The following is a 19,807-nucleotide window of genomic DNA, read 5'->3' as shown; positions in this document are numbered from 1 at the left end:
CGGGGGAATATGATTTGCAGGTCAGCAAAGCCGGTTAAAAATAATAATGAATCCCGATTGTGGCATCAATGCCTTCCAGGTCCAGGTCCATTTTAAAGTAATCCCCGTCGTCGGGGTCTGTGTAACGGTCATCATAGCGATAGGCCTTGTATCCCACGTCAAAGTTGAAACCGATTTCCGGAAATTCCTGAAAATGCCATTCACTGCCGATAAAAAGACCGTATCCCCAGATTTTATCGTCAAAATCACGGCCAAAATAGCCGGTGTTCTTCAGATCAAAGGATCCCCGGCTGACCACCGCGCCCACGTAGAAACGGCTGTATTCCCGCACAACCGGCGCATACATGGCTTTTAGCTCAAACACGTAAAGATCCGCGTCAGATTTGCCGGAGCTTTCGGTATAGCCCGAGAAAGTTTGTTCAGCCGAAAAAGTCCGGGTCTCAATATCCCCGTAAAAATAGTTGGCCTCCACCCCGTATTTTTCCTCTATCCAGGCACGGGCGGAAATGCCGTTTAAAAATCCCCCGACCCACATTCCCTGGTAGCCGAGGCCGGCTTTCCAGTCCAGGCCGGATTCTGATGTTTCCTCTGCAGCAGCCGAACCCGCCGGCAGCATGCCGCTGATCAATAATACGCCGATCAATGATAAAATCGATAAAATCCCTTTGCACTTCATCTGCAACCCTCCTCTTGTTTTGTTTCAATCATGTTTTCCGCGGCTCCGATCCCCCGGGCAACCGCATTTTCAGAAAAGCCAGAGAAACAGGAACCCGTTGTTTTTTCAAGTCGCTGTTTTGTAAACTTTCCGGTTTTTTTTGCTTTTTTTGTCGTCTTTTTGTAAACTCCGCTCAAAAAAGATCCGATAAAAAAAGCCATGACAGAAAAATTCCTGTATCCATATCCGGTATTGTGCTTTGCTGCTTTTGTATTTTGGCTGGTTTCCGTGCCCATGGACGGTCTCCTGGCTGCGGATGTCGTCAACGCCTCTGCGGCCTTTCTGCCAATCCATGTGGCGGCCTTGATCGTGCTCGGACTTTTCTGCCCCCGGCAGATGTTTTCCCGGCTGATGCCGGCCGGCTGCCTGACTACTGCTGTGCTGACCCTGCTGCTTTTTTTCAAACCCTCTGCAGGAAGCTGGATTCTGGCCTGTATGGGCGCAAGCGGTGCGGTGGTGGCCATTGCGGCATGTGTGACCCTATGTCAAAGCCCCAGGCCCCTGTTGTGCGCAGCCGTGGGCCTTGTGGTTGGCAACCTGTTGGTTTTGCCGGTTTTGCTGTGGCCGTTAAACAGTTTTTGGCTTTTTGCGGCAGTGGCTGTATTTTTGATAGCCATACCCGTGCTTGCCGGGCACCTGCCTGATCCGGAATCCACGGAACTGCCCGATGAAACCGGTCCGTGGCATTAGCTGCCGTTTATCCTGTTGTTTAAAGTGATATGCGGGCTGATGTATGTCATTGTGATGCCGGCCTACCACCAGCAGGCAGCATTGCCGGGCTTTGAGATGCTTTTTTACGCTGGAGCCGTCTTTGGGGCATACCGGCTCGCTCGCATCAACCGGGATCTGGCCCTGATAAGCGGGGTGGTGCTGGGCATGGCGGCTTTTACCGTCATGCAGACCGGTCCGGGCTCGGTTCCGGTCAACGCCGGCATGTTTGCCCTCCAGGCGGCAACTGGTATGGTGGATCTGGTATTGATTGCGGTTCTGCTGGATCTGGCCGATCCGGTGCGTGCCTTTGGCATCGGCCTGGCTGTGGTCTGTACCGGGATTGCCGCAGGTGAACTCATTGGGCGCCATTTTGCAGGCATGACAGAGGCCATTGTCATGACCGGTCATTTTGTGCTCAACCTATCTGTGCTGGTTCTTTATTTTCTTGGCCGCTACGGATATATTCCCGGCGCTGTTCCGGCTAAACCCCCGGGCCCGGCAGAATCAAAACCCGGGCAGACTGCGGTTGCTGAGGTGGGGGCGGTGGCGCCGGTTCCGGCCATAGGCGGGAATCGTCCGGACGCTGCAGCCGGTGAGGGTGAAGTTGAAAAAAAGATGCCCAGGTATCTCAGGATGCTTTTATCCGAGCGGGAATATCTGGTGCTCAAAAAAGTGCTGGCCGGAAAAACTTACCGCCAGACCGCCCTGGAGCTGGAACTTTCCGAATCCACGGTAAAAACCTATATGCACCGTGTTTATGAAAAAATGGGGGTCAGCGGCAAAAAGAAGCTGTTTGAAAAGTTAAACAACCTGTAGCCCTCTGCGCCCGCTTATTCGCTCTGCAATCCTCCCTGTGTATTTTCGCCTGAATCCCTGTTGCTTTTCATTTTATCCCCTGTATACTTCTTTATAGCCGATAGAATAATTCCAATTTACAAAATTGTAAGATCATTTGACAATTTTGTTTTGGTTTTTTCAGGTTGTGAAAATTTCTTTGAGTATAATATTTTGATTTTAATATTTATTTGTTTAATCATCCTGGATGGCATACAAGTTGCTTTAGAAGAGCAAACGGAGGAAAGATTTTGGCCGCATACACAGAAAAAAAACAGGCACCCGATCCGGCGATGGTTTTAAAACAGGCCCGGCAGGATCTGTTTGCATCAGCCATGGAATGGGAACCGTCTGAGTTTATCCGCGCCCATGCAGAGCTGTTTGACGCCTATTTCCGGCAGTGCTTTGCCGCCAGCCGGGTGGGACCGCAGCTGGCCATCAACCGCAATCCGTATGCGGTCATTGCCCTGGGCGGATACGGCCGTGCCGAGCAATGCGTGTTTTCAGACGTGGATCTGCTGCTTTTGTTTGAAAAATCCGTGCCCGAAGAAGCCGAGGAACTGGTCAGGGAATACGTCTATCCCCTGTGGGACCTGGGTCTGGACGTGGGCTATGCCATCCGCTCCCTGCGTGAATGCGTGAAAATGGCCAAAGAGGATCTGGAAGTGCTTACCGCAGTGCTGGATGCGCGGTTTTTGTGCGGAATTTCATCCGTATACGCGGACTTGACCGCCCAGGTGCGAGACCGGGTGCTTGGCCGGGCCCCGCATAAGATCATCCGCTCCCTGGTGGACCGCAACCGCCAGCGCCATGATCATTACGGGGACTCCGCCTTTCTGCTGGAGCCAAATTTAAAGGAGGGCGCCGGCGGGCTGCGCGATTATCATACCATGCGCTGGATCGGCCGGATCAGGTTTGATTTGAAGGAATTGCGGGATCTGGAATATCACGGGGCGATTTCCAGCAATGAATATGAAAACCTGGCAGGGGCCGTGGAATTTATATGGAAGGTGCGAAACCGGCTTCATTACTTTACCGGCCGCAAGTGCGATCAGCTTTATTTCAACTGCCAGATCAGACTGGCCGAGGAAATGGGCCTTGAGGAAAAAGACGGACAAATGCCGGTCGAGCGGCTCATGAGCGAGCTGCACGCAAAAATGGGATATGTCAAAAAACAGCTCCTGTTGTTTTTGTTTGAGCTCGGATTTGAAAAACCGTCCCGTCGCAGCTTTGGATTCCGCCGGCACCCGGAAATCCCGGGGATTGAAATCAATCGCGGGGGGCTTGATTTCAAATCCTCGAGCCGGATTGTCAAGTCCCCGGAGCTGCTGATCCGGATTTTTGAGGCCAGCGCCCGGCTCCGCATGCCCCTGACCCGGGAGGCCGGGCGCCTGGTGCGGGAGTTCGGCCACCTGGCAGACGACAAATTCCGGGCCGATCCCACGGTTCGCCGGGCGTTTGAAAACATTCTGCTCACTCCGGCAAAGCCGGTCAATGTTTTGGAGCAGATGCTGGAAACCGGGTTTCTGGTGCGGCTGATCCCCGAGTTTGCCGGAATCGTGGACCGGATTCAGTTTGATGCCTATCATCTTTATCCCGTGGACCGCCACAGCCTGCGAACGGTTTATTTTATCAAGTCCTTTGGCGACAGCCCGCCAGATGGGGTGGATCCTTTGTGCATCAAGGTCTACAACGGTTTAAAACGCAAACATCTGCTGCTTTTGGCAGCCCTGCTCCACGATATCGGCAAGGCAGGGGCCGAGGGAAAGCACTCCATTACCGGCGCCCAAATGGCCAAAGATATCGTGGCCGGCCTGGGCTACGGTCCCAAAGAAGTGGAGTTGATCCGTTTTTTGATTGAAAACCACCTGCTGCTGGTCAAAACCGCCAGCCGCCGCGATATCCACGACGAGGAAACCGCCATCCGCACAGCCCGGCAGATCGGCCATGTCAATCGTTTGAAAATGCTTTACCTGCTGACCGTGGCCGATTCCATGGCCACGGGCCCCAAGGCCTGGAACGACTGGACCGCCACCCTGGTGCGTGATTTTTTTCTAAAGATTTTGCGGATACTGGAAAAGGGCGAGCTTGCCACCACTGGCGCGGTGCGCCGGGTGGAGAAGAAAAAAACATACGTGCGCCAGGCCGTGGATTTTCCGGACACGGATGTCGACTCTTTGCTCAATATTCTTTCGCCCAGGTATCTGCTCTATATCGAGGCCCGGGATGTCGTGTCCCATCTAAACCTTTACCGGCAGCTGCAAACCAATGAATACGTATGGGAGATCAGCCCGGATGAGGCCTCCAATACCCGAACCGTGGTGGTTTGCGCCAAGGACCGGCCCGGTCTGTTTTCCAAAATTTCCGGGGTCTTTACCCTAAGCGGGATTGATGTCTTAAATGCCCAGGTCTTTACCTGGAAAAACAACGTGGCCCTGGACATTTTCACCGTTACCCCGCCGCCGGATGAAATCTTTGAGGCCGAGCGCTGGCAGCGGGCCGGACGGGATCTGGAGGCCGCTTTGGCTGGCCGGCTGGATCTGGGTGCGGCTTTGATGAAAAAGCCGGTTCGGGCGGCAAAGCAGGAAGTCTCCGGCCGGCCCAACCGGGTGGTGGTTGATAATGACAGTTCCAGTTTTTACACCATTGTTGAAGTTTTTGCCTATGATTTTCCCGGTCTTTTGTACCGGATTACGGATGCGCTGACCAGAAGTGGTCTGGATATATGGGTTGCAAAGATTGCAACCAAGGTTGATCAGGTCGTGGATGTCTTTTATGTCCGCGACGACCAGGGCAACAAGGTGGAGGATGCCGGCCAGGTGCAAGACATCCGGCGGCAGGTGCTTTCAGTGTTGTCCTGAATTCGTCTGTATCCGACCGATCCTTTCTATAATTTTGTTAAGAAAATTTGGTAAAAAAGATAAAAACAGAATTTTTTGTCAAGTCAACCTTGATGGGATCGCAAAAAGGCCCAAATCGGATATAATCGCTAATCAATGAACAAATAACTTATTGATTTTACTTAATACTTAATCACTTAAAACTTAACACTGCCTGTAAAAAAGACTTTTTACAGGCTCATCAACCTTGCAGCAGGAGGATAAATCATGAAAAAAATAGAAGCCATCATCAAGCCGTTTAAACTCGACGATGTCAGACAGGCGTTAAATGATATCGGCATCCAGGGAATGACCATCACCGAGGTCAAGGGTTATGGCCGCCAGAAAGGCCACAAGGAGATTTACCGGGGCGCGGAATATCTCGTGGATTTCATGCCCAAAATCAAGCTTGAAATCGTGGTGCCCGCAGACCGGGCCCAGGAGGTGATCGACGCGGTGCGTTCTGCAGCCAACACCGGAAAGATCGGTGACGGCAAGATTTTTGTGATTCCCCTGGAAGGGGTGATCCGGGTGCGCACCGGCGAGGCGGACAACGAGGCCATATAAAAACAGCATTTACATTTGTTGGGTTTTAAAGCATTTTATTCATTAAAAATTCGAGGAGGAAACAGACAATGAAACAGGCAAAAGACGTACTGGAAATGATTCAGCAGGAAAATATCCGGGTGGTGGACATCCGGTTCATGGATTTTCCCGGCATATGGCAGCATTTTACCGTACCGGTCAGCGAAATGAGCGAGGACTCCTTTGAGGACGGCTACGGGTTTGACGGTTCCAGCCTGCGGGGCTGGCAGCCCATCAACGCAAGTGACATGCTCGTTGTTCCCGATGCTTCCACGGCCAAGATCGATCCCTTCTACGAGGAAAAAACCCTTGTATTGATCGGCAATATCGTGGACCCGGTCACACGGGAGGCCTACTCCCGGGACCCGCGGCACGTGGCCCAGAAGGCTGAGAATTATCTCAAGCAAAGCGGTATCGGTGATACGGCCTTTATCGGCCCTGAAGCCGAGTTTTTCATCTTTGATGATGTGCGCTTCGACTCCCAGAGAAACAAGGCCTTCTACATGGTGGATTCAGAAGAGGGCGTGTGGAACACCGGCCGGGAGGAAAATCCCAACCTGGCCTACAAGCCGCGCCACAAGGAAGGCTATTTTCCGGTGCCGCCCATGGACAAGGGCCAGGACATCCGCACGGACATGATGCTGGCCTTAGAGGATCTGGGCATTGACGTGGAATGCCAGCATCACGAGGTGGCCACCGCCGGCCAGGCAGAAATCGACATGCGCTTTAAGCCGCTGATGGAAATGGGCGATCAGCTCGTGTGGTTTAAATATGTGCTCAAAAATGTGGCCCATCAGTACAACAAGACGGTCACGTTTATGCCAAAGCCCTTATTTGAGGACAATGGCACGGGCATGCATACCCATGTCAGTATCTGGAGAGACGGCAATCCCCTTTTTGCCGGCGACAAGTACGCCGGGCTGTCCCAGGAGGCGCTTTACGCCGTTGGCGGGATCTTAAGGCATTGCAAGGCCCTGTGCGCGTTTACCAATCCCACCACAAACTCCTATAAGCGTCTTGTGCCGGGTTTCGAGGCGCCGGTGAACCTGGCCTATTCGAGCCGAAACCGCAGTGCCGCGGTTCGGATTCCCATGTACTCGGCATCGCCGAAGGCCAAGCGCATTGAGTTCAGAACCCCGGATCCGTCCTGCAACGGGTATCTGGCCTTTTCCGCAATTCTTATGGCGGTCATCGACGGGATTGAAAACAAGATTGATCCGGGCGATCCCATGGACAAAAACATCTATGACCTGCCCCCCGAGGAACTGGCCCAGATCGATTCCGCCCCGGGCTCCCTTGAAGAAGCCCTGCAGGGCCTTGCAGATGACCACGAGTTTCTGCTCAAGGGCGATGTGTTTACCAAGGATGTGGTTGAGCGCTGGATTGAGTACAAAATGGAAAAAGAGGTCAATGCCATCAAGCTGCGGCCCCATCCCCACGAGTTTTTCCTGTATTACGACATTTAGTCCCCCCTCCTGACTGCGCAAAAGCGCAGGCGGATAAAAAAGGGCGGCCCCTGTTGCCAGGGGCCGCCCTTTTTTTACGGCGCCATCTGAAATCAGACTTCTAAATAACTTCGTTCAAGGTTCAAGGTTCAAGGTTCAAGGCTCAAGGCTCAAGGCTCAAAAAAATAAAATCAAAGATTTTAAGCATGCGGTAAAAAGTTATTTGCAGTGTTCGGTCTTGGGCTGCGGCCCGGGGGGACACTTCTAAGTAACATCAAAAAAGTTGCTGTTCGTGTCTGGTTCTATGACTTTCGCATGATGCCGGCCCGGTGGCGGTTTGCTCCCTGCTGACCGCTTGCGCGCTCAATGCGACTCGCAAACCACCCCCGGGCCGGCATCATGGCCGATTGTGTGCAAAGTTTCACGCCAAGGGAGTCCGGAGCAACACATTTAAGTTTTAAAAGCATTGTTTTCATGCCCGGTCCCGTGGGGAAACACTTCTAAGTAACTTAAAATTTTATCTAATAATTTTAGTTACTTGTAAACTCGGGTTTCGCCCCCGGCGAAATGGGGCACTTCCAAGGAAATCCAAGGGCGGGGTCTGCTTTAGAAGCGACATTGAGCGTTTTTGCGTGAAAATTTGAACTGTTGGAGGAATGCAGGGCGAATTTGTATATTTTAAGCAAAGGCATTTGATGAATCCGCAAAAACGATCAGGAGCGAAAAAGCTGACGCCGACTGCAGGATTTCCTTCCTGCAACAACAGCGGGCGCGGTAAAAAGCTTTTTACGGTGCCATTTTTTTTGTGCCTAAGGATTTACAATTTTGTTATTTTTCTCTTTTTTCATTGCAAAAATGTAATTTATTTTTTGGGCTTCCGCGATTAAATTTTTTGTATATTCTATAAAATCAATAATTTATTTTTAATGGCAGGTTTAAGGATAAATGGCACGCCAATTGCTGTTATAAAGCCAAGGCCTTTCAGGTCAGCGCATCCTGTTTCTGAAAGCTGAACTTTAAAACCTGTAACTGAATCCGGGAGGTATCAGGAATGAAAACATTGCTATGGACAACGATGATATGGGCCGCGGCTTTGCTGCCGGCGTTTGCCGGCGACGGCCCTTCAATTGAATCAAACCACGCAGCCGTCGGCCAGGTCCAGACCCATGCGGATTACACATGGACCCTGGTTGGCGCAATTCTCGTTTTTTTCATGCAGGCGGGCTTTGCCATGGTGGAAGCCGGGTTTACCCGGGCCAAAAATTCCATCAACATATTGATGAAAAATCTCATGGATTTTTCCATGGGTTCGCTGGTGTTCTGGGCCGTGGGTTTTGGCCTGATGTTTGGGGCCTCGAACACGGGCTGGTTTGGCACCTCCGGGTTTTTCTTAAGCGGTTATGAGCCCGGCGGCGATCCCTGGGTGCTGATGTTCTGGATCTTCCAGGCCGTGTTTGCCGCCACTGCCGCCACTATTGTCTCCGGGGCCATGGCCGAACGGACCCGGTTTATCGGCTATATCCTTTATACCATTTTTATCACCGGCCTGATTTATCCGGTGTTTGGCAGCTGGGCCTGGGGAGGGCTCCTTGATGGCGGCGGATGGCTGGAAAATATGGGCTTCATCGATTTTGCCGGCTCCACTGTGGTGCATTCCGTGGGCGGGTGGGCCGCGCTTGCCGGGGCCGTGGTGCTGGGCCCCAGGATGGGCAAGTACGCAAAAGACGGTTCCATCCGGCCGATTCTGGGCCACAACATCCCCCTGGCCGGCCTTGGGGTTTTTATCCTCTGGATGGGCTGGTTCGGGTTTAACGCCGGCTCCACAACCGCGGCCAACACGGATGTGGCCCTGATCGCGGTCAATACGGCCCTGGCCGCATCCGCAGGTGCCGTGTTTGCAATGCTTACTTCCTGGATCAAGTTTTCAAAACCCGAGGTGAGCATGAGCTTAAACGGCGCCCTGGCGGGCCTGGTGGGGATTACGGCCGGGTGCGCCAATGTCTCGCCCACCGCATCGATTGTCATCGGGGCAGTGGCCGGGGTGATTGTTGTGATGTCTGTTTTGTTTTTTGAAAAAATCCGGGTGGACGACCCGGTGGGCGCAGTGTCAGTGCACGGTGTCAACGGTGCCTGGGGAACGCTGGCCGCGGGCATTTTTAACACCGGGGGAACCTCTGCGGCCATTATCGGCGTGCAGGTGCTGGGCATTGCCGCCGCCTTTGTCTGGACCTTCGGGGTCGCCTTTATCCTGTTTAAGCTGGTGGATATGGTGGTGGGCCTGCGGGTTTCCGCAGAAGAAGAGCGTGAGGGACTCGATTTTACTGAACATGCGGGTACTGCATATCCGGATTTCGAGTTGGTTTCCTACAGCGGGGGGTCTATCTCTTCATCATATAAACCGCAGTAGGCATGTAATCAGCAAGAACTTTGAAACACGAATCGCACAAGGCGGTTTTGGACAAAATTTTGTCCGGCTGCCTTGTGCGGCTTCGTGGTTTTTGTTTTGGTTTGTTTTTGAGATTTATGGTAAAAATATAACCATAGCAACAGGGATTGTTTTTGTTTTTATAATCAAAACTGAGACACAACAATGCTCGGCCGTCGGCCCAACAGTGATCAAAAGTTTATCCTTTCTCATCTGGGCGTTTTTTATGCCCTGGTGGCCACTATTTTTGTCATTCCATTGTTTGCGGCCGTGGTGGTGGTACTCATCAAGGGGGTCTTTGATCTTCGCTATGTGATTTTAATCGGCGGGGCGGTTCTGGTGCTGGGCTTCTGCATCTGGATGGTGATATGGGGGGTCCGGTTTTTCAGGAAAATAAGACAATCCGGCGATACTGCGGCAGGGGATTTTTATGAACAAAAAGCCGCCGGCGAGGCCATGGAGCTGTCTTTTTTCGGCGGCCTTTTCAAGGTATCGTATAAGGGGGGCCCGGAGTCGGGCCGCGGCCATGATGGCAATCTGATTGCTGCAGATCCTGCCAAAACCGCCACCCCCTTGTTAAACAGTCCCAAACAGGCGGATCTCGTATACCGGCTCCAGGCATTGTCTGAGCTCAAAAATGCCGGCCATATTGATGAGCAGGAATACCAGAAGATCAAGCAAAGCCTCATTGACGACGGCACGGAAAATTAAATTTCGCCCGTGACAGGCGGGTATAGATTGCATATCAGAGGTGATGATGCAGACACGCAAAGTCATTGATTATATTGTCGGCTGGCTGCGCGACTATGCCGCAGGCGCAGGTGTCAACGGTTTTGTGGTGGGCATTTCCGGCGGTATTGATTCTGCGGTCACATCCACACTGTGCGCTGAAACCGGGCTTTCTGTGATGGTTGTAAACATGCCCATCCGGCAGGCCGAGGAGCAGAAAAGCCTTGCGGCAAAGCATGTTGACTGGCTTGAAAAACACTATGAAAATGTTTCCGGACAGACCACGGATCTCACCGTTGTGCTTAAAGCGTTTGAAAACTGCCTGCCCCCGGACATTCAGGACCATCTGACCATGGCCAACACCCGGGCCCGGATCCGCATGACAGCGCTTTACGCCTTTGCCACCCACAACCGGATGCTGGTGGCGGGCACCGGCAACAAGGTGGAGGACTTCGGGGTCGGTTTTTTCACCAAGTACGGTGACGGCGGCGTGGACATATCCCCCATTGCTGATCTTTACAAATCCGAGGTCTACCGGCTGGCCCGGCAGCTTGGGGTAATAGAAGAGATCATGGCCGCCCCGCCCACAGACGGGCTCTGGCCTGACAGCCGCAGCGATGAGGACCAGATCGGGGCCACCTATGATGAACTGGAATGGGCCATGGAATTTGACGCACGCGGCGGCCGGCGGCAGGACCTTACCGAGCGCCAGAAACAGGTTCTGTCCCTTTACCGGGCGTTAAACCGGAAAAACCACCACAAAATCGAGGCCATACCCGTGGCCGTGATCCCGGAAGAATTCAGATAGCCGGGATCTGATTCATATGGCCATATTACGGAATCCTTAATGAGAATTATTGCAGGCGCTATTGCCCTGGTTGTTGTTTTTTTTGCCATGCCCGCGGCCGGCTTCGGGCTGGAAAAAGCCGACATGGTGGTTGTGGTCAAGTCTGAATCAAAGCTCTATCTCAAGCGCGGCGGCAAAATTATCAACCAGTATCATGTGGTTTTCGGCCCCGAGCCCCAGGGTCACAAGCTGCAGGAAGGCGACGGAAAAACACCGGAGGGCAGGTATGTCCTGGATTACAAAAACGCAAACAGTGATTTTTACAAATCCATTCACATATCCTATCCCAACCGGGCCGACCGGAAGCGGGCCGCCCGATCCGGTGTGGACCCGGGCGGGGAAATCATGATCCACGGCCAGAAAAACAGTGCCGGGTGGCTGGCCTCCATATCAAAGTATTTCAACTGGACAGAGGGCTGCATTGCTGTTTCCAACAGGGCCATGGATGAGACATGGCTGGCGGTTGACGCGGGCACACCCATTGAAATAAAGCCATAGTTTTGGTCTTTTGCGGCCTTCGGCCCGCATTTGACATGCACCCCCCCGCCTGATACTTTTGACAATCAGGAGGAGTCAGATATGCTGGGGGCCATTGCAGGAGATATAATCGGTTCGGTGTATGAAGGCCGGGGAATGAAAACCCGGGATTTTGCGCTTTTTTCCCGCGGCTGCACGTTTACCGACGATACCGTGCTTACCGTGGCTGTGGCGGATGCGATTTTAACCGGCGCGGATTACATTGACAAGTTCCACGAATATTTCCACAAATATCCCCATGCCGGATTCGGGGGGTCCTTTATGCAGTGGGCTGCACAGCGCTTGCGCAGTCCCTATTACAGCTTTGGAAACGGATCAGCCATGCGGGTCAGCCCTGTGGGATTTGCATTTGATGATCTGGAAACCGTTCTGGCAGAGGCTGAAAAAAGCGCGACTGTCACCCACAATCATCCCGAAGGCATCAAGGGTGCGCAGGCAGCGGCGGCCGGCGTGTTTCTGGCCAGAACCGGGGCGGGAAAAGACCAGATCCGGGAGTTTGTCACCGATCGGTTTTCCTATGACCTGGAGACCCCATTGGCTGAAATCCGCAGGGCCTACCGGTTTGACGTATCCTGCCAGGGCTCTGTGCCCCAGTCCATTATTGCCTTTCTTGAAGCCCCGACCTGGGAGGATGCCGTGCGAAACGCGGTGTCTTTGGGCGGGGATGCAGACACCATGGCCGACATTGCCGGCGCCGTGGCCGAAGCCTTTTTCGGCATGCCTGAAGATGTGGAATCCAAAGCCATTTCATATCTTGACCCTGCCTTAAAAGAGGTGGCAGCCGAATTTTCCCGGCGCTTCGGACTGTCTTATCATAAAATTTTCACCAGCGGGTGATCTTATATGACACAGCAAAAAGACAAGGGCACGGAAAGCCGGGTGGAAAAACTGATCCGGTTTTTCAAAAATATGCCCGCAAAAACCCCGGATACATCCGAGGCGGACTATACCGGCTGGCACCAGAGCGAGGCGGAATATCAACGGCAGCAGCAGCAGTGGTTAAACCAGGTGCAGGAGCGCAAAAAACAGAAGCGGCCGGGACATGACAAAAAACGCAAATGAGGCGTCTGAAGGCCTGGTTCGCAGGGTGACCTGGTGGGGTCTTGGCGTCAATATCCTGCTTGCGGCCTTTAAAGTGATTGCCGGTTGGCTGGGCCACAGCCAGGCCCTGGTGGCAGACGGGATTCACAGTGTCACGGATACGGTTACAGACGTGGCCGTGATCCTGGGTTCTTATTTCTGGTCCCGGCCCGCCGATTTTGCCCACCCTTACGGCCACAAACGCCTGGAGACAACGGTTTCCATATTTATCGGGGCAATGCTGTTTTTGGCCGGAGCCGGCATCGGCTGGGATGCGGTCATATCCGTGCACAAGGTCCATGCCCATAACGTCCGCATGATTGCCCTGGTTGCGGCTGCTGTATCAATCGTCATCAAGGAGTTTTTATACCAATGGACCCGGCGGGCCGGCAGGCGTGTCAATAGCGTGGCCCTGGCGGCAAACGCCTGGCATCACCGGCTGGATGCATTCAGCTCCGTTCCGGTGCTTGCTGCCGTGGCTGTCTCCTTTGTCCGCCCGCAGTGGCATCTGGTCGATCATGTGGCTGCATTTTTCGTGGCCATTTTGATCTGCTATGCCGCCATCGGCATTATTGCTTCCGGGTTTAAGGAACTGGTGGATCAGGGCGCGCCCCCTGAAGTTTGCGAACAGATCCGGCAGATCGTAACGACCCATCCGGCGGTTCGCCAGGTGCACAATATCCGCACCCGGTATTCCGGCAGCCAGCTCTGCGTGGATCTGCACGTGGTGGTTGACAGTGATATGAGTGTTTATGAGGGTCACCGGGTGGCCGAACAGGTCAAAGGCCTGCTTTTGCACCAGGGTCCTGAGATACTGGATGTGGAAGTGCATATCGAGCCTGTGGAGGCGGCCCTGTCAGATGAGGAATGCAGGCGGCTTTGAAATGAAGTTTCATATTGTTCATTATGCCCGGGGCGCTGAAAAAGCCCGGGGCCTTGCGGTTGTCATTGACGTGTTCAGGGCCTTTTCGGTTGCCTGTTATGCATTTGACCAGGGAGCGGAAAAAATTGTGGCTGCAGAAAGCCTTGATGCAGCCCGGGCGGTGAAGCAGAACCACCCGCATTATCTGCTCATGGGAGAGCGCCACGCCAAAAAGCCCCCGGATTTTGATCTGGGCAACTCCCCGTCAGAGATTGCGGGAAAAGACCTTTTTGGCAAAACCCTGGTGCATTCCACCCATGCGGGTACAAAGGCGCTTTTGGCCGCGCGCGGTGCACAAACCGTAATTACGGCAGGCTTTGTCAATGCCGCCGCGGTTGCCCGCTATATTGTCCGGACTTGCCCGGATGACGTTTATCTGGTCTGCGCCGGGTTTGAGGGCAAAAGCGAGGCCCTGGAGGATGTGCTTTGCGCCCGGTATATCCGGGGACTTGTCTGCGGGGACAATCCCGATGTTGCCCCCATGGCCGAAGAGCTCAAAACCGCTGCCTCGGCCCTGCGCTTTTTTGACCCCCAAGATCCCCACTCGCCTGAGGCGGATTTTTACATGTGCATGGATGCCAATCGGTTCAACTGCATTATCACCAAAACAGAAGCAGATAAGGCAACCTGTGTGCTAAAGCCCGTGTTTGGCAGCTCAGTTTAGGTCTCATGCCTGCTGTGCCGTCTGTCCGGAGGCCAGATCAATCATTTGCTGATAATCTTCAGGTGTGTCCATGTCCCGGACAATTGCCGGGTCATTTACGGCAATTCGGCAAACCCGGTCGGCATTGGCCCGGACCACTGCATTTAACGGGGTTCCGGGGGCGGCAGCCCTGCACAGGTGCGCGGGAAAAACAGTGGGGTGTCCGCCCCGGCGGTTGTAAACCGGCAGGAGGATGGATTCCGGGTTTTTTCGGTGAAGTGCGGCAAGACCGGCATAGGTGCTTTGGGCCACCAGGGGATGATCGCACAGGGCCACCATGACCCCGGTTATGTCATCTGGCAGCAGCGCCATGCCGCAGGCAACCGACTCGGCCATCTGGCTGCCGGGCTCCGGGTTGACCGCAATATCTGCGGCAATGTCTTTTATCACGGGCCGTATTCGGTCCTGGTTTGCGCCGAGCACCACGATGACATGGTCCAGGCCGGCATTGCAGATCCGGCTGAGACACAATCGTATGGCGGGCTCACCCAGCACAGGGAGAAGCTGCTTGATCCGGCCCATCCGGCCCGAGGCTCCCGCGGCCAGTAGTATGATCCCGGTTTTTGCAGCCATTTTGTCTCCTTTGCGAAATGAGTTGTCCCACAATGCTGAATCCGATCTCCCTTGGGGTTTTCGCGCCGATATCAAGGCCAACGGGCGTGTGAATCCGGTTCAGGTCCGCATCGGAAAACCCTGCGGCCCGGAGGTTGTCAAAAAACGCCGCCTTTTTGCTCCTGCTGCCCAGCAGGCCGATGTAGCGCACCGGGGTTTTCAGCGCATTTTCCACCACTGTGTAATCGTGGGCATGGCCCCGGGTGCAGACAACCACAAAAGTCTCCGCATCCACCCGGATTTGGGAAAACAGGTCTTCAAAGGCGCAGGCCCTGACCTGGTGGACATCCGGCAGGTTTTCCGGGCTTAAAATATCCTCCCGGTCATCGGCTGCGGTCACGCAAAATCCGGCATACGCCCCCAGCCGGCAGACAGCCTGTCCCACGTGGCCGGCACCGCATACGATCAGGCGCGGTGCCGGAAGCACCGGCTCCATATACAAACTCACCTGCCCGCCGCATACATGGCCCGACGATTGGGTCAGATCCATATGGATCAGTTCGGGACCGCCGCCCCGGCGGATCAAATCCCGTGCCTTTTCAGCCGCCTTCTGCTCCATTGCACCGCCGCCAACAGTGCCCACGGTGTGTCCGTCTTCGGCTACCAGCATTTTTGACCCCGGGCCGGCGGGAACCGATCCCCGGCAGTCCACGACAATGACCAGGGCACAGGCCGTGGCCTGCTGCTTGTACTGATAAAGGGCCTCTAATACCGCTGTGTCTGTCAAGATTCTTCCCGCTTTGGTTTATGCCGCCATGGCTGCGGCATGCAATTGTTCTTCAACAACCCCTTTGAAAAGATTTAGCTTGTAGGCGTTTTGGCTCAGGGGGTCTGCCTCCCGGACCACGGCTTCGGCTGCTTCTGCAATGGCTGCATCATCGAGGCGCTGTCCGTTTATGGCCTGCTCCACGGCCCGGCTGCGCCATGGCACCGGCGCGGCCCCGGAGAGAAACACCCGGGCGTTTTTTACCTGATCGCCGTCTTTTTCAAAGGCCAGGGCCAGCCCGGCAAGGGCAAAGTCCCAGGAACGCCTGGCCCTGACCTTGCGGTATGCGCTGTAGAGGTTTTCGCCGGGCGGCGGCAGCTCGATGCGGGTGATGAGCTCGCCGGGTTTGAGCACGGTTTCAGCCTGCACGTCCTGTTTGGGCAGCACGTGGAGCTTTTCCACTTCAATGCTTCTGGTGCCTTCCGGGCCGGATGTGCTGACCTTTGCCCCCAGCGCGGCCAGGGGCGGGGCGGTATCCGAGGGATGGGTGATGGCACAGATATTGTCGTGGCCGAATATTGCATGAAACTGGTTTTCTCCGTCAAAGGCATAACACATATCACCGCCCTTGCGCAGGCAGGCAAATTCGCCCCGGTAATACCAGCACCTGGGCTTCTGGCAGAGATTTCCCCCAAGGGTGCCCTGGTTTCTGAGCTGGGGGCTGGCCACTTCAGCGGCGCCCCGGGCCAGGCCCGGGTATTTCTCCCTGACCAGGGGGCTTTCGGCCACCCGGGTGATGGTGGCCAGTGCGCCGATGGACAGCCCGCCGCCTTTGGTCTGCCTGATTTCGTAAAGGTCGGCAAGGGCGCTGATGCTGACCACCTTGTCAACATCCATGATCCCTTCGTGCAGGCATCCGAGCAGGTCTGTGCCACCGGCATGCACGGCTGCACCCTTTGCGTTTAAATGCCGGATTGTATCCTTGACGGTTTCCGGACGGACGTATGAAAAATGCGGCAGCACGGTTTATACCTCCTTTTGTAGATCAAGATGTCTGCGCACTTCAATCGGCGTGACCGGAGCCCGGGTGAACCGGATGCCGGTGGCCATATAAAGGGCGTTTGCAATGGCCGGGGCCGTGGGTATGGTCACGGGTTCCCCCAGACCCTTGGCACCGGTGTTGTTGGCTTCCGGATCATCGATTTCAATGGGCAGGCTTTCCATGTCCGCGGGCACGTCCAGGGCAGTGGGCAGCTTGTAGTCGTGCCAGTTGCGGTTACAAAGCTTTCCGGTCTGCCGGGCATCGAGCTGTCTGAATTCGGTTAAGCCAAAACCGATTCCCATGACAATGCCGCCGAATACCTGGTTGTCGTATGTGAGCCGGTTCATGACCCGGCCGCTGTCATGGGCGGCCACAAATCGCAAAATCCGGATTTCGCCTGTTTTCAGGTTGACTTCCAGCTCGCAGAACTGGGCGCCGAACGGGTTGACGGTCTTTTTTTCCGGATTGGGCCCGCGGTAGCCAACCCCCATAACAACGCCGCGTTTTTTCAGGCGGCTGACCTCGGTGACCTGTATCCGTTTGTCTTTGTTGCTTCTGGAAACGATTTCCGCGCCTGTGTAGTCCAGATCCTCTGCCGGGACCCCGAGGTCCTCGGAGGCCATTTCAAGCACCCGGCGTTTGACCTCCAGGGCTGCGTTGCGCACGGTCGGCGCCTCTGTGGGTACGGTCTTGCTGCCGCCGCTGGGCGTGGCATACTGGGTGGTGCCGGTATCTGCATGCTCGATCTGGATCATTTCGGGCCTGACCCCGAGTTCCTCGGCAGCCACCTGGGCCATGATCGTCTTGGTGCCGGTGCCGATATCGCTTGCCCCCATGTTGAGGTTTATGGATCCGTCCCGGAACAGCCGGATCACAACAGTTGAGGGCTGCCCTCCGCCCCCGGCGATCCACAGGCATGCCGCCATGCCGGCCCCGCGCTTTACATGGCCGTTTGATCGGTTATGCTGCCGGGCCTTTTCCACCGCGGTTTTCCAGCCGAATTTTTCCGCCCCTTCCAGGATGCACCTGCGAAGCCCGGTGGTGGTATAGGGCATGCCGCCCCGGGCCTGGCTGACTTCAGGGATGTTTTTCAGCCGCAGATCCACCGGGTCCATGCCGGTTTTTTCCGCAAGCTCGTCTATCATCTGCTCCAGGGCCCAGCTGCCCTGGGGATGGCCGGGGGCCCGAAACGGCCTGGCCGGGCCCGCGTTGATATAAACATCGTTGGAGCGGCAGGAAACATTGTCGCATTGATAAAGATCCCGGACCAGCCAGTCCATCAGGGATGTCCCGCCGGCCGGGTATGCCCCGCTCGGGCCTGTGCAGCGGAAATCAAGGGCGGTCAGGGTTCCGTCGCTTCTCACCCCTGCCTTCAGGTGCATGGTGCTGGCCGGGCGGTTGCCCACGCTCAGATAGGTTTCCTCCCGGGTGAGTGTCATTTTGACCGGACGGGCGGCCTGACGGGCCATCAGAGCGGCCAGCACTGTGTATTTGCCGGGCTGCAGCTTGCTGCCAAATCCGCCGCCCATGTAATGACCGATCACCCGGACCCTGGAAAATGGCAGATCGAGCACTTCCGAGATGGTGGACTGCACGGCATAGACGCCCTGGCTCGATTCCCATATGGTAAGGCGGTCTCCTTCCCAGTTGGCCACGCATCCATGGAGTTCCATGGGGGTGTGAAGTTCGCACTGGGTATGGTAAGTCCTTTCCAGTACCGCATCTGCCCGGTCAAATCCTTTTTCCACATCACCGCGTGAATATTTATCCTTGCCCACAAGGTTGCCTGTTTTGTGCACTTTGGGCGCGTTTTCGTCCATGGCCCGGTCATGATCGGCCAGATGCGGCAAAACCTCGTATTCCACATCGATTGCCGCCAGTGCATCCCGGGCCTGGTAGGGGGTGTCTGCGGCCACTGCGGCCACGGCCTCGCCCTCAAACCGGCAGTGCGGATCCAAAAGCGGGGCCGTAAAATTATTATAGCGCCATTTCAGATTTTTGGCCTCGTCTGAATCCCCGGTAATCAAGGCCCTGACTCCGGGCATTTGACGGGCCCGGCCGGCATCGAGTTTTTTGACCCGGGCATTGGGGTGCGGACACCGGAGTATGGCGCCGTAAATCATGTTGGGCAGTTTGATATCCGCGGGGTAGACGGCTGTGCCGCTTAGCCGTTCATACCCGTCAACCCTCGGGGAAGGCTTTCCCACCACTGCGGTTTTTTCCCAGAAATCCGGCTCGGCTCCCGGCTCGGGTGTTTCGGGTACTTCCATGCCCCGGGTGTAATAGATATTGTCATCCTGTGCCATGGGCCCCCCTTATTTGGTTTTCAGGCTTGCAGCCTTTTTTCCGGCCCGGAAAATGTTTTTGTATGCTCCGCACCGGCAAAGATTGCCGGAAACCGCGGTGCGGATTTCTTCCAGGCCGGGGTCGGGATTTTTGCGCAGCAGACCTTCCACGGACATGATCTGTCCGGGAGTGCAGTATCCGCACTGGTAGGCGTCTTCCTCCAGAAACGCGCTCTGCACGGGGCCGAGCTGCTCGCCGTTCATCAGCCCCTCCACTGTGGTGATTTTGCGTCCCTCGGCTTCCACCGCAAGGGTCATGCAGGCGTACCTGGGAATATCGTCGATGAGAACCGTGCATGCGCCGCATTCGCCCCGGCTGCAGCCCTCCTTGGTGCCGGTCAGGCCCATGACCTCGCGCAGGACATAGAGCAGGTTCCACCGGGGTTCTGCCAGGACTTCCCGCCTGGCGCCGTTGACATGAAGACGGATTTTTACCGTGTTTTCGGCAGGAATCATCTTTTCCGGGGGCGCCGGCTTTGGCCGGGCGGCCAAGGCCACGCCGGCAAAAGATGCGCCCACGGCCCCTGTGCCGATGATCTGCATAAATCCACGCCGGGTGACCCCGCTGCCACACTTTTTTTCATCAGAGCGCATACACACCTCCGTGCCGGACTGTGTTGGTGATTGTTGATCTTTAGTGAAAAAATGAATCAAAAGGCTTATTTGTAAATCTATAACGTATTTGGTTGT

At 55.2% G+C, this 19,807-nt stretch carries 20 protein-coding genes; 13 read left to right on the top strand and 7 right to left on the bottom strand.

What is annotated here, in order from left to right; translation table 11 throughout:
* Window positions 1-34: 34 nt before the first annotated feature.
* Together ACTCIA_RS08470 and ACTCIA_RS08465 are read right to left on the bottom strand one after the other, a co-directional pair.
* A complete protein-coding gene (locus tag ACTCIA_RS08470; RefSeq protein ID WP_463001376.1) occupies window positions 35-676 on the bottom strand; it encodes a hypothetical protein in 642 nt (213 codons plus the stop codon).
* On the bottom strand, window positions 673-951 hold the full coding sequence (locus ACTCIA_RS08465; protein ID WP_463001375.1) for a hypothetical protein: 279 nt from the start codon (window positions 949-951) through the stop codon (window positions 673-675). The genes ACTCIA_RS08470 and ACTCIA_RS08465 overlap by 4 nt, the downstream gene beginning before the upstream one ends.
* Between ACTCIA_RS08465 and ACTCIA_RS08460 the strand changes: the two genes are divergently transcribed.
* The 13 genes from ACTCIA_RS08460 (at window position 950) to ACTCIA_RS08400 (ending at window position 14,373) form a co-directional block, all read left to right on the top strand.
* A complete protein-coding gene (locus ACTCIA_RS08460; RefSeq protein WP_463001374.1) occupies window positions 950-1,405 on the top strand; it encodes a hypothetical protein in 456 nt (151 codons plus the stop codon). The two genes, ACTCIA_RS08465 and ACTCIA_RS08460, sit on opposite strands and share 2 nt — an antisense overlap.
* A 39-nt stretch (window positions 1,406-1,444) precedes the next feature.
* The gene (locus ACTCIA_RS08455) at window positions 1,445-2,242 is read left to right on the top strand and encodes a helix-turn-helix domain-containing protein (RefSeq protein WP_463001373.1); all 798 of its coding nucleotides are present in this window, start codon (window positions 1,445-1,447) and stop codon (window positions 2,240-2,242) included.
* A 269-nt stretch (window positions 2,243-2,511) separates the two neighbouring features.
* Window positions 2,512-5,121, top strand: a complete 2,610-nt coding sequence (gene glnD, locus ACTCIA_RS08450; RefSeq protein ID WP_463001372.1) for a [protein-PII] uridylyltransferase — start codon at window positions 2,512-2,514, stop codon at window positions 5,119-5,121.
* Window positions 5,122-5,367: 246 nt separating this feature from the next.
* Window positions 5,368-5,706 (top strand): P-II family nitrogen regulator, encoded by a 339-nt coding sequence (locus tag ACTCIA_RS08445; protein ID WP_463001371.1) that lies wholly within the window; start codon window positions 5,368-5,370, stop codon window positions 5,704-5,706.
* 68 nt (window positions 5,707-5,774) lie between these two features.
* Window positions 5,775-7,190 (top strand): type I glutamate--ammonia ligase, encoded by a 1,416-nt coding sequence (gene glnA, locus ACTCIA_RS08440; protein WP_463001370.1) that lies wholly within the window; start codon window positions 5,775-5,777, stop codon window positions 7,188-7,190.
* Between the two features lie 1,030 nt (window positions 7,191-8,220).
* Entirely contained in the window at window positions 8,221-9,576 is a 1,356-nt protein-coding gene (locus tag ACTCIA_RS08435) for an ammonium transporter (RefSeq protein ID WP_463001369.1), read from the top strand.
* Window positions 9,577-9,759: 183 nt separating this feature from the next.
* Window positions 9,760-10,305, top strand: coding sequence for a hypothetical protein (locus tag ACTCIA_RS08430; RefSeq protein WP_463001368.1), 546 nt, complete (start codon window positions 9,760-9,762; stop codon window positions 10,303-10,305).
* Between the two features lie 46 nt (window positions 10,306-10,351).
* On the top strand, window positions 10,352-11,131 hold the full coding sequence (gene nadE, locus ACTCIA_RS08425) for an NAD(+) synthase (protein ID WP_463001367.1): 780 nt from the start codon (window positions 10,352-10,354) through the stop codon (window positions 11,129-11,131).
* 39 nt (window positions 11,132-11,170) lie between these two features.
* Window positions 11,171-11,668 (top strand): L,D-transpeptidase family protein, encoded by a 498-nt coding sequence (locus ACTCIA_RS08420; protein WP_463001366.1) that lies wholly within the window; start codon window positions 11,171-11,173, stop codon window positions 11,666-11,668.
* Window positions 11,669-11,749: 81 nt separating this feature from the next.
* Window positions 11,750-12,544 (top strand): ADP-ribosylglycohydrolase family protein, encoded by a 795-nt coding sequence (locus ACTCIA_RS08415; protein WP_463001365.1) that lies wholly within the window; start codon window positions 11,750-11,752, stop codon window positions 12,542-12,544.
* Between the two features lie 6 nt (window positions 12,545-12,550).
* Complete coding sequence (locus ACTCIA_RS08410) at window positions 12,551-12,769, top strand: hypothetical protein (RefSeq protein ID WP_463001364.1); 219 nt, start codon at window positions 12,551-12,553, stop codon at window positions 12,767-12,769.
* Window positions 12,750-13,670, top strand: coding sequence for a cation diffusion facilitator family transporter (locus tag ACTCIA_RS08405; protein WP_463001363.1), 921 nt, complete (start codon window positions 12,750-12,752; stop codon window positions 13,668-13,670). Before ACTCIA_RS08410 ends, ACTCIA_RS08405 begins: the two co-directional genes overlap by 20 nt.
* A gap of 1 nt (window position 13,671) precedes the next feature.
* On the top strand, window positions 13,672-14,373 hold the full coding sequence (locus ACTCIA_RS08400) for a 2-phosphosulfolactate phosphatase (protein ID WP_463001362.1): 702 nt from the start codon (window positions 13,672-13,674) through the stop codon (window positions 14,371-14,373).
* A gap of 3 nt (window positions 14,374-14,376) precedes the next feature.
* On the opposite strand, the gene ACTCIA_RS08395 is transcribed toward ACTCIA_RS08400, so the two are convergent.
* Genes ACTCIA_RS08395 through ACTCIA_RS08375 form a run of 5 tightly spaced genes read right to left on the bottom strand, consistent with a single transcriptional unit; the run spans window position 14,377 to window position 19,711 of the window.
* On the bottom strand, window positions 14,377-14,985 hold the full coding sequence (locus tag ACTCIA_RS08395; RefSeq protein WP_463001361.1) for a nucleotidyltransferase family protein: 609 nt from the start codon (window positions 14,983-14,985) through the stop codon (window positions 14,377-14,379).
* A complete protein-coding gene (locus tag ACTCIA_RS08390) occupies window positions 14,897-15,751 on the bottom strand; it encodes an XdhC family protein (RefSeq protein ID WP_463001360.1) in 855 nt (284 codons plus the stop codon). Before ACTCIA_RS08390 ends, ACTCIA_RS08395 begins: the two co-directional genes overlap by 89 nt.
* Before the next feature lie 18 nt (window positions 15,752-15,769).
* Complete coding sequence (locus tag ACTCIA_RS08385) at window positions 15,770-16,753, bottom strand: FAD binding domain-containing protein (protein WP_463001359.1); 984 nt, start codon at window positions 16,751-16,753, stop codon at window positions 15,770-15,772.
* 3 nt (window positions 16,754-16,756) lie between these two features.
* Window positions 16,757-19,078: a xanthine dehydrogenase family protein molybdopterin-binding subunit gene (locus ACTCIA_RS08380; RefSeq protein WP_463001358.1), complete on the bottom strand. Its 2,322-nt coding sequence runs from the start codon at window positions 19,076-19,078 to the stop codon at window positions 16,757-16,759.
* 9 nt (window positions 19,079-19,087) lie between these two features.
* Entirely contained in the window at window positions 19,088-19,711 is a 624-nt protein-coding gene (locus ACTCIA_RS08375; RefSeq protein ID WP_463001357.1) for a (2Fe-2S)-binding protein, read from the bottom strand.
* Window positions 19,712-19,807 lie beyond the last annotated feature (96 nt).

The sequence above is a fragment of the Desulfosalsimonas sp. genome (assembly GCF_055149105.1).
Note: the sequence above shows the minus strand (reverse complement) of the source record. Positions and strands in the feature narration are given on the sequence as shown.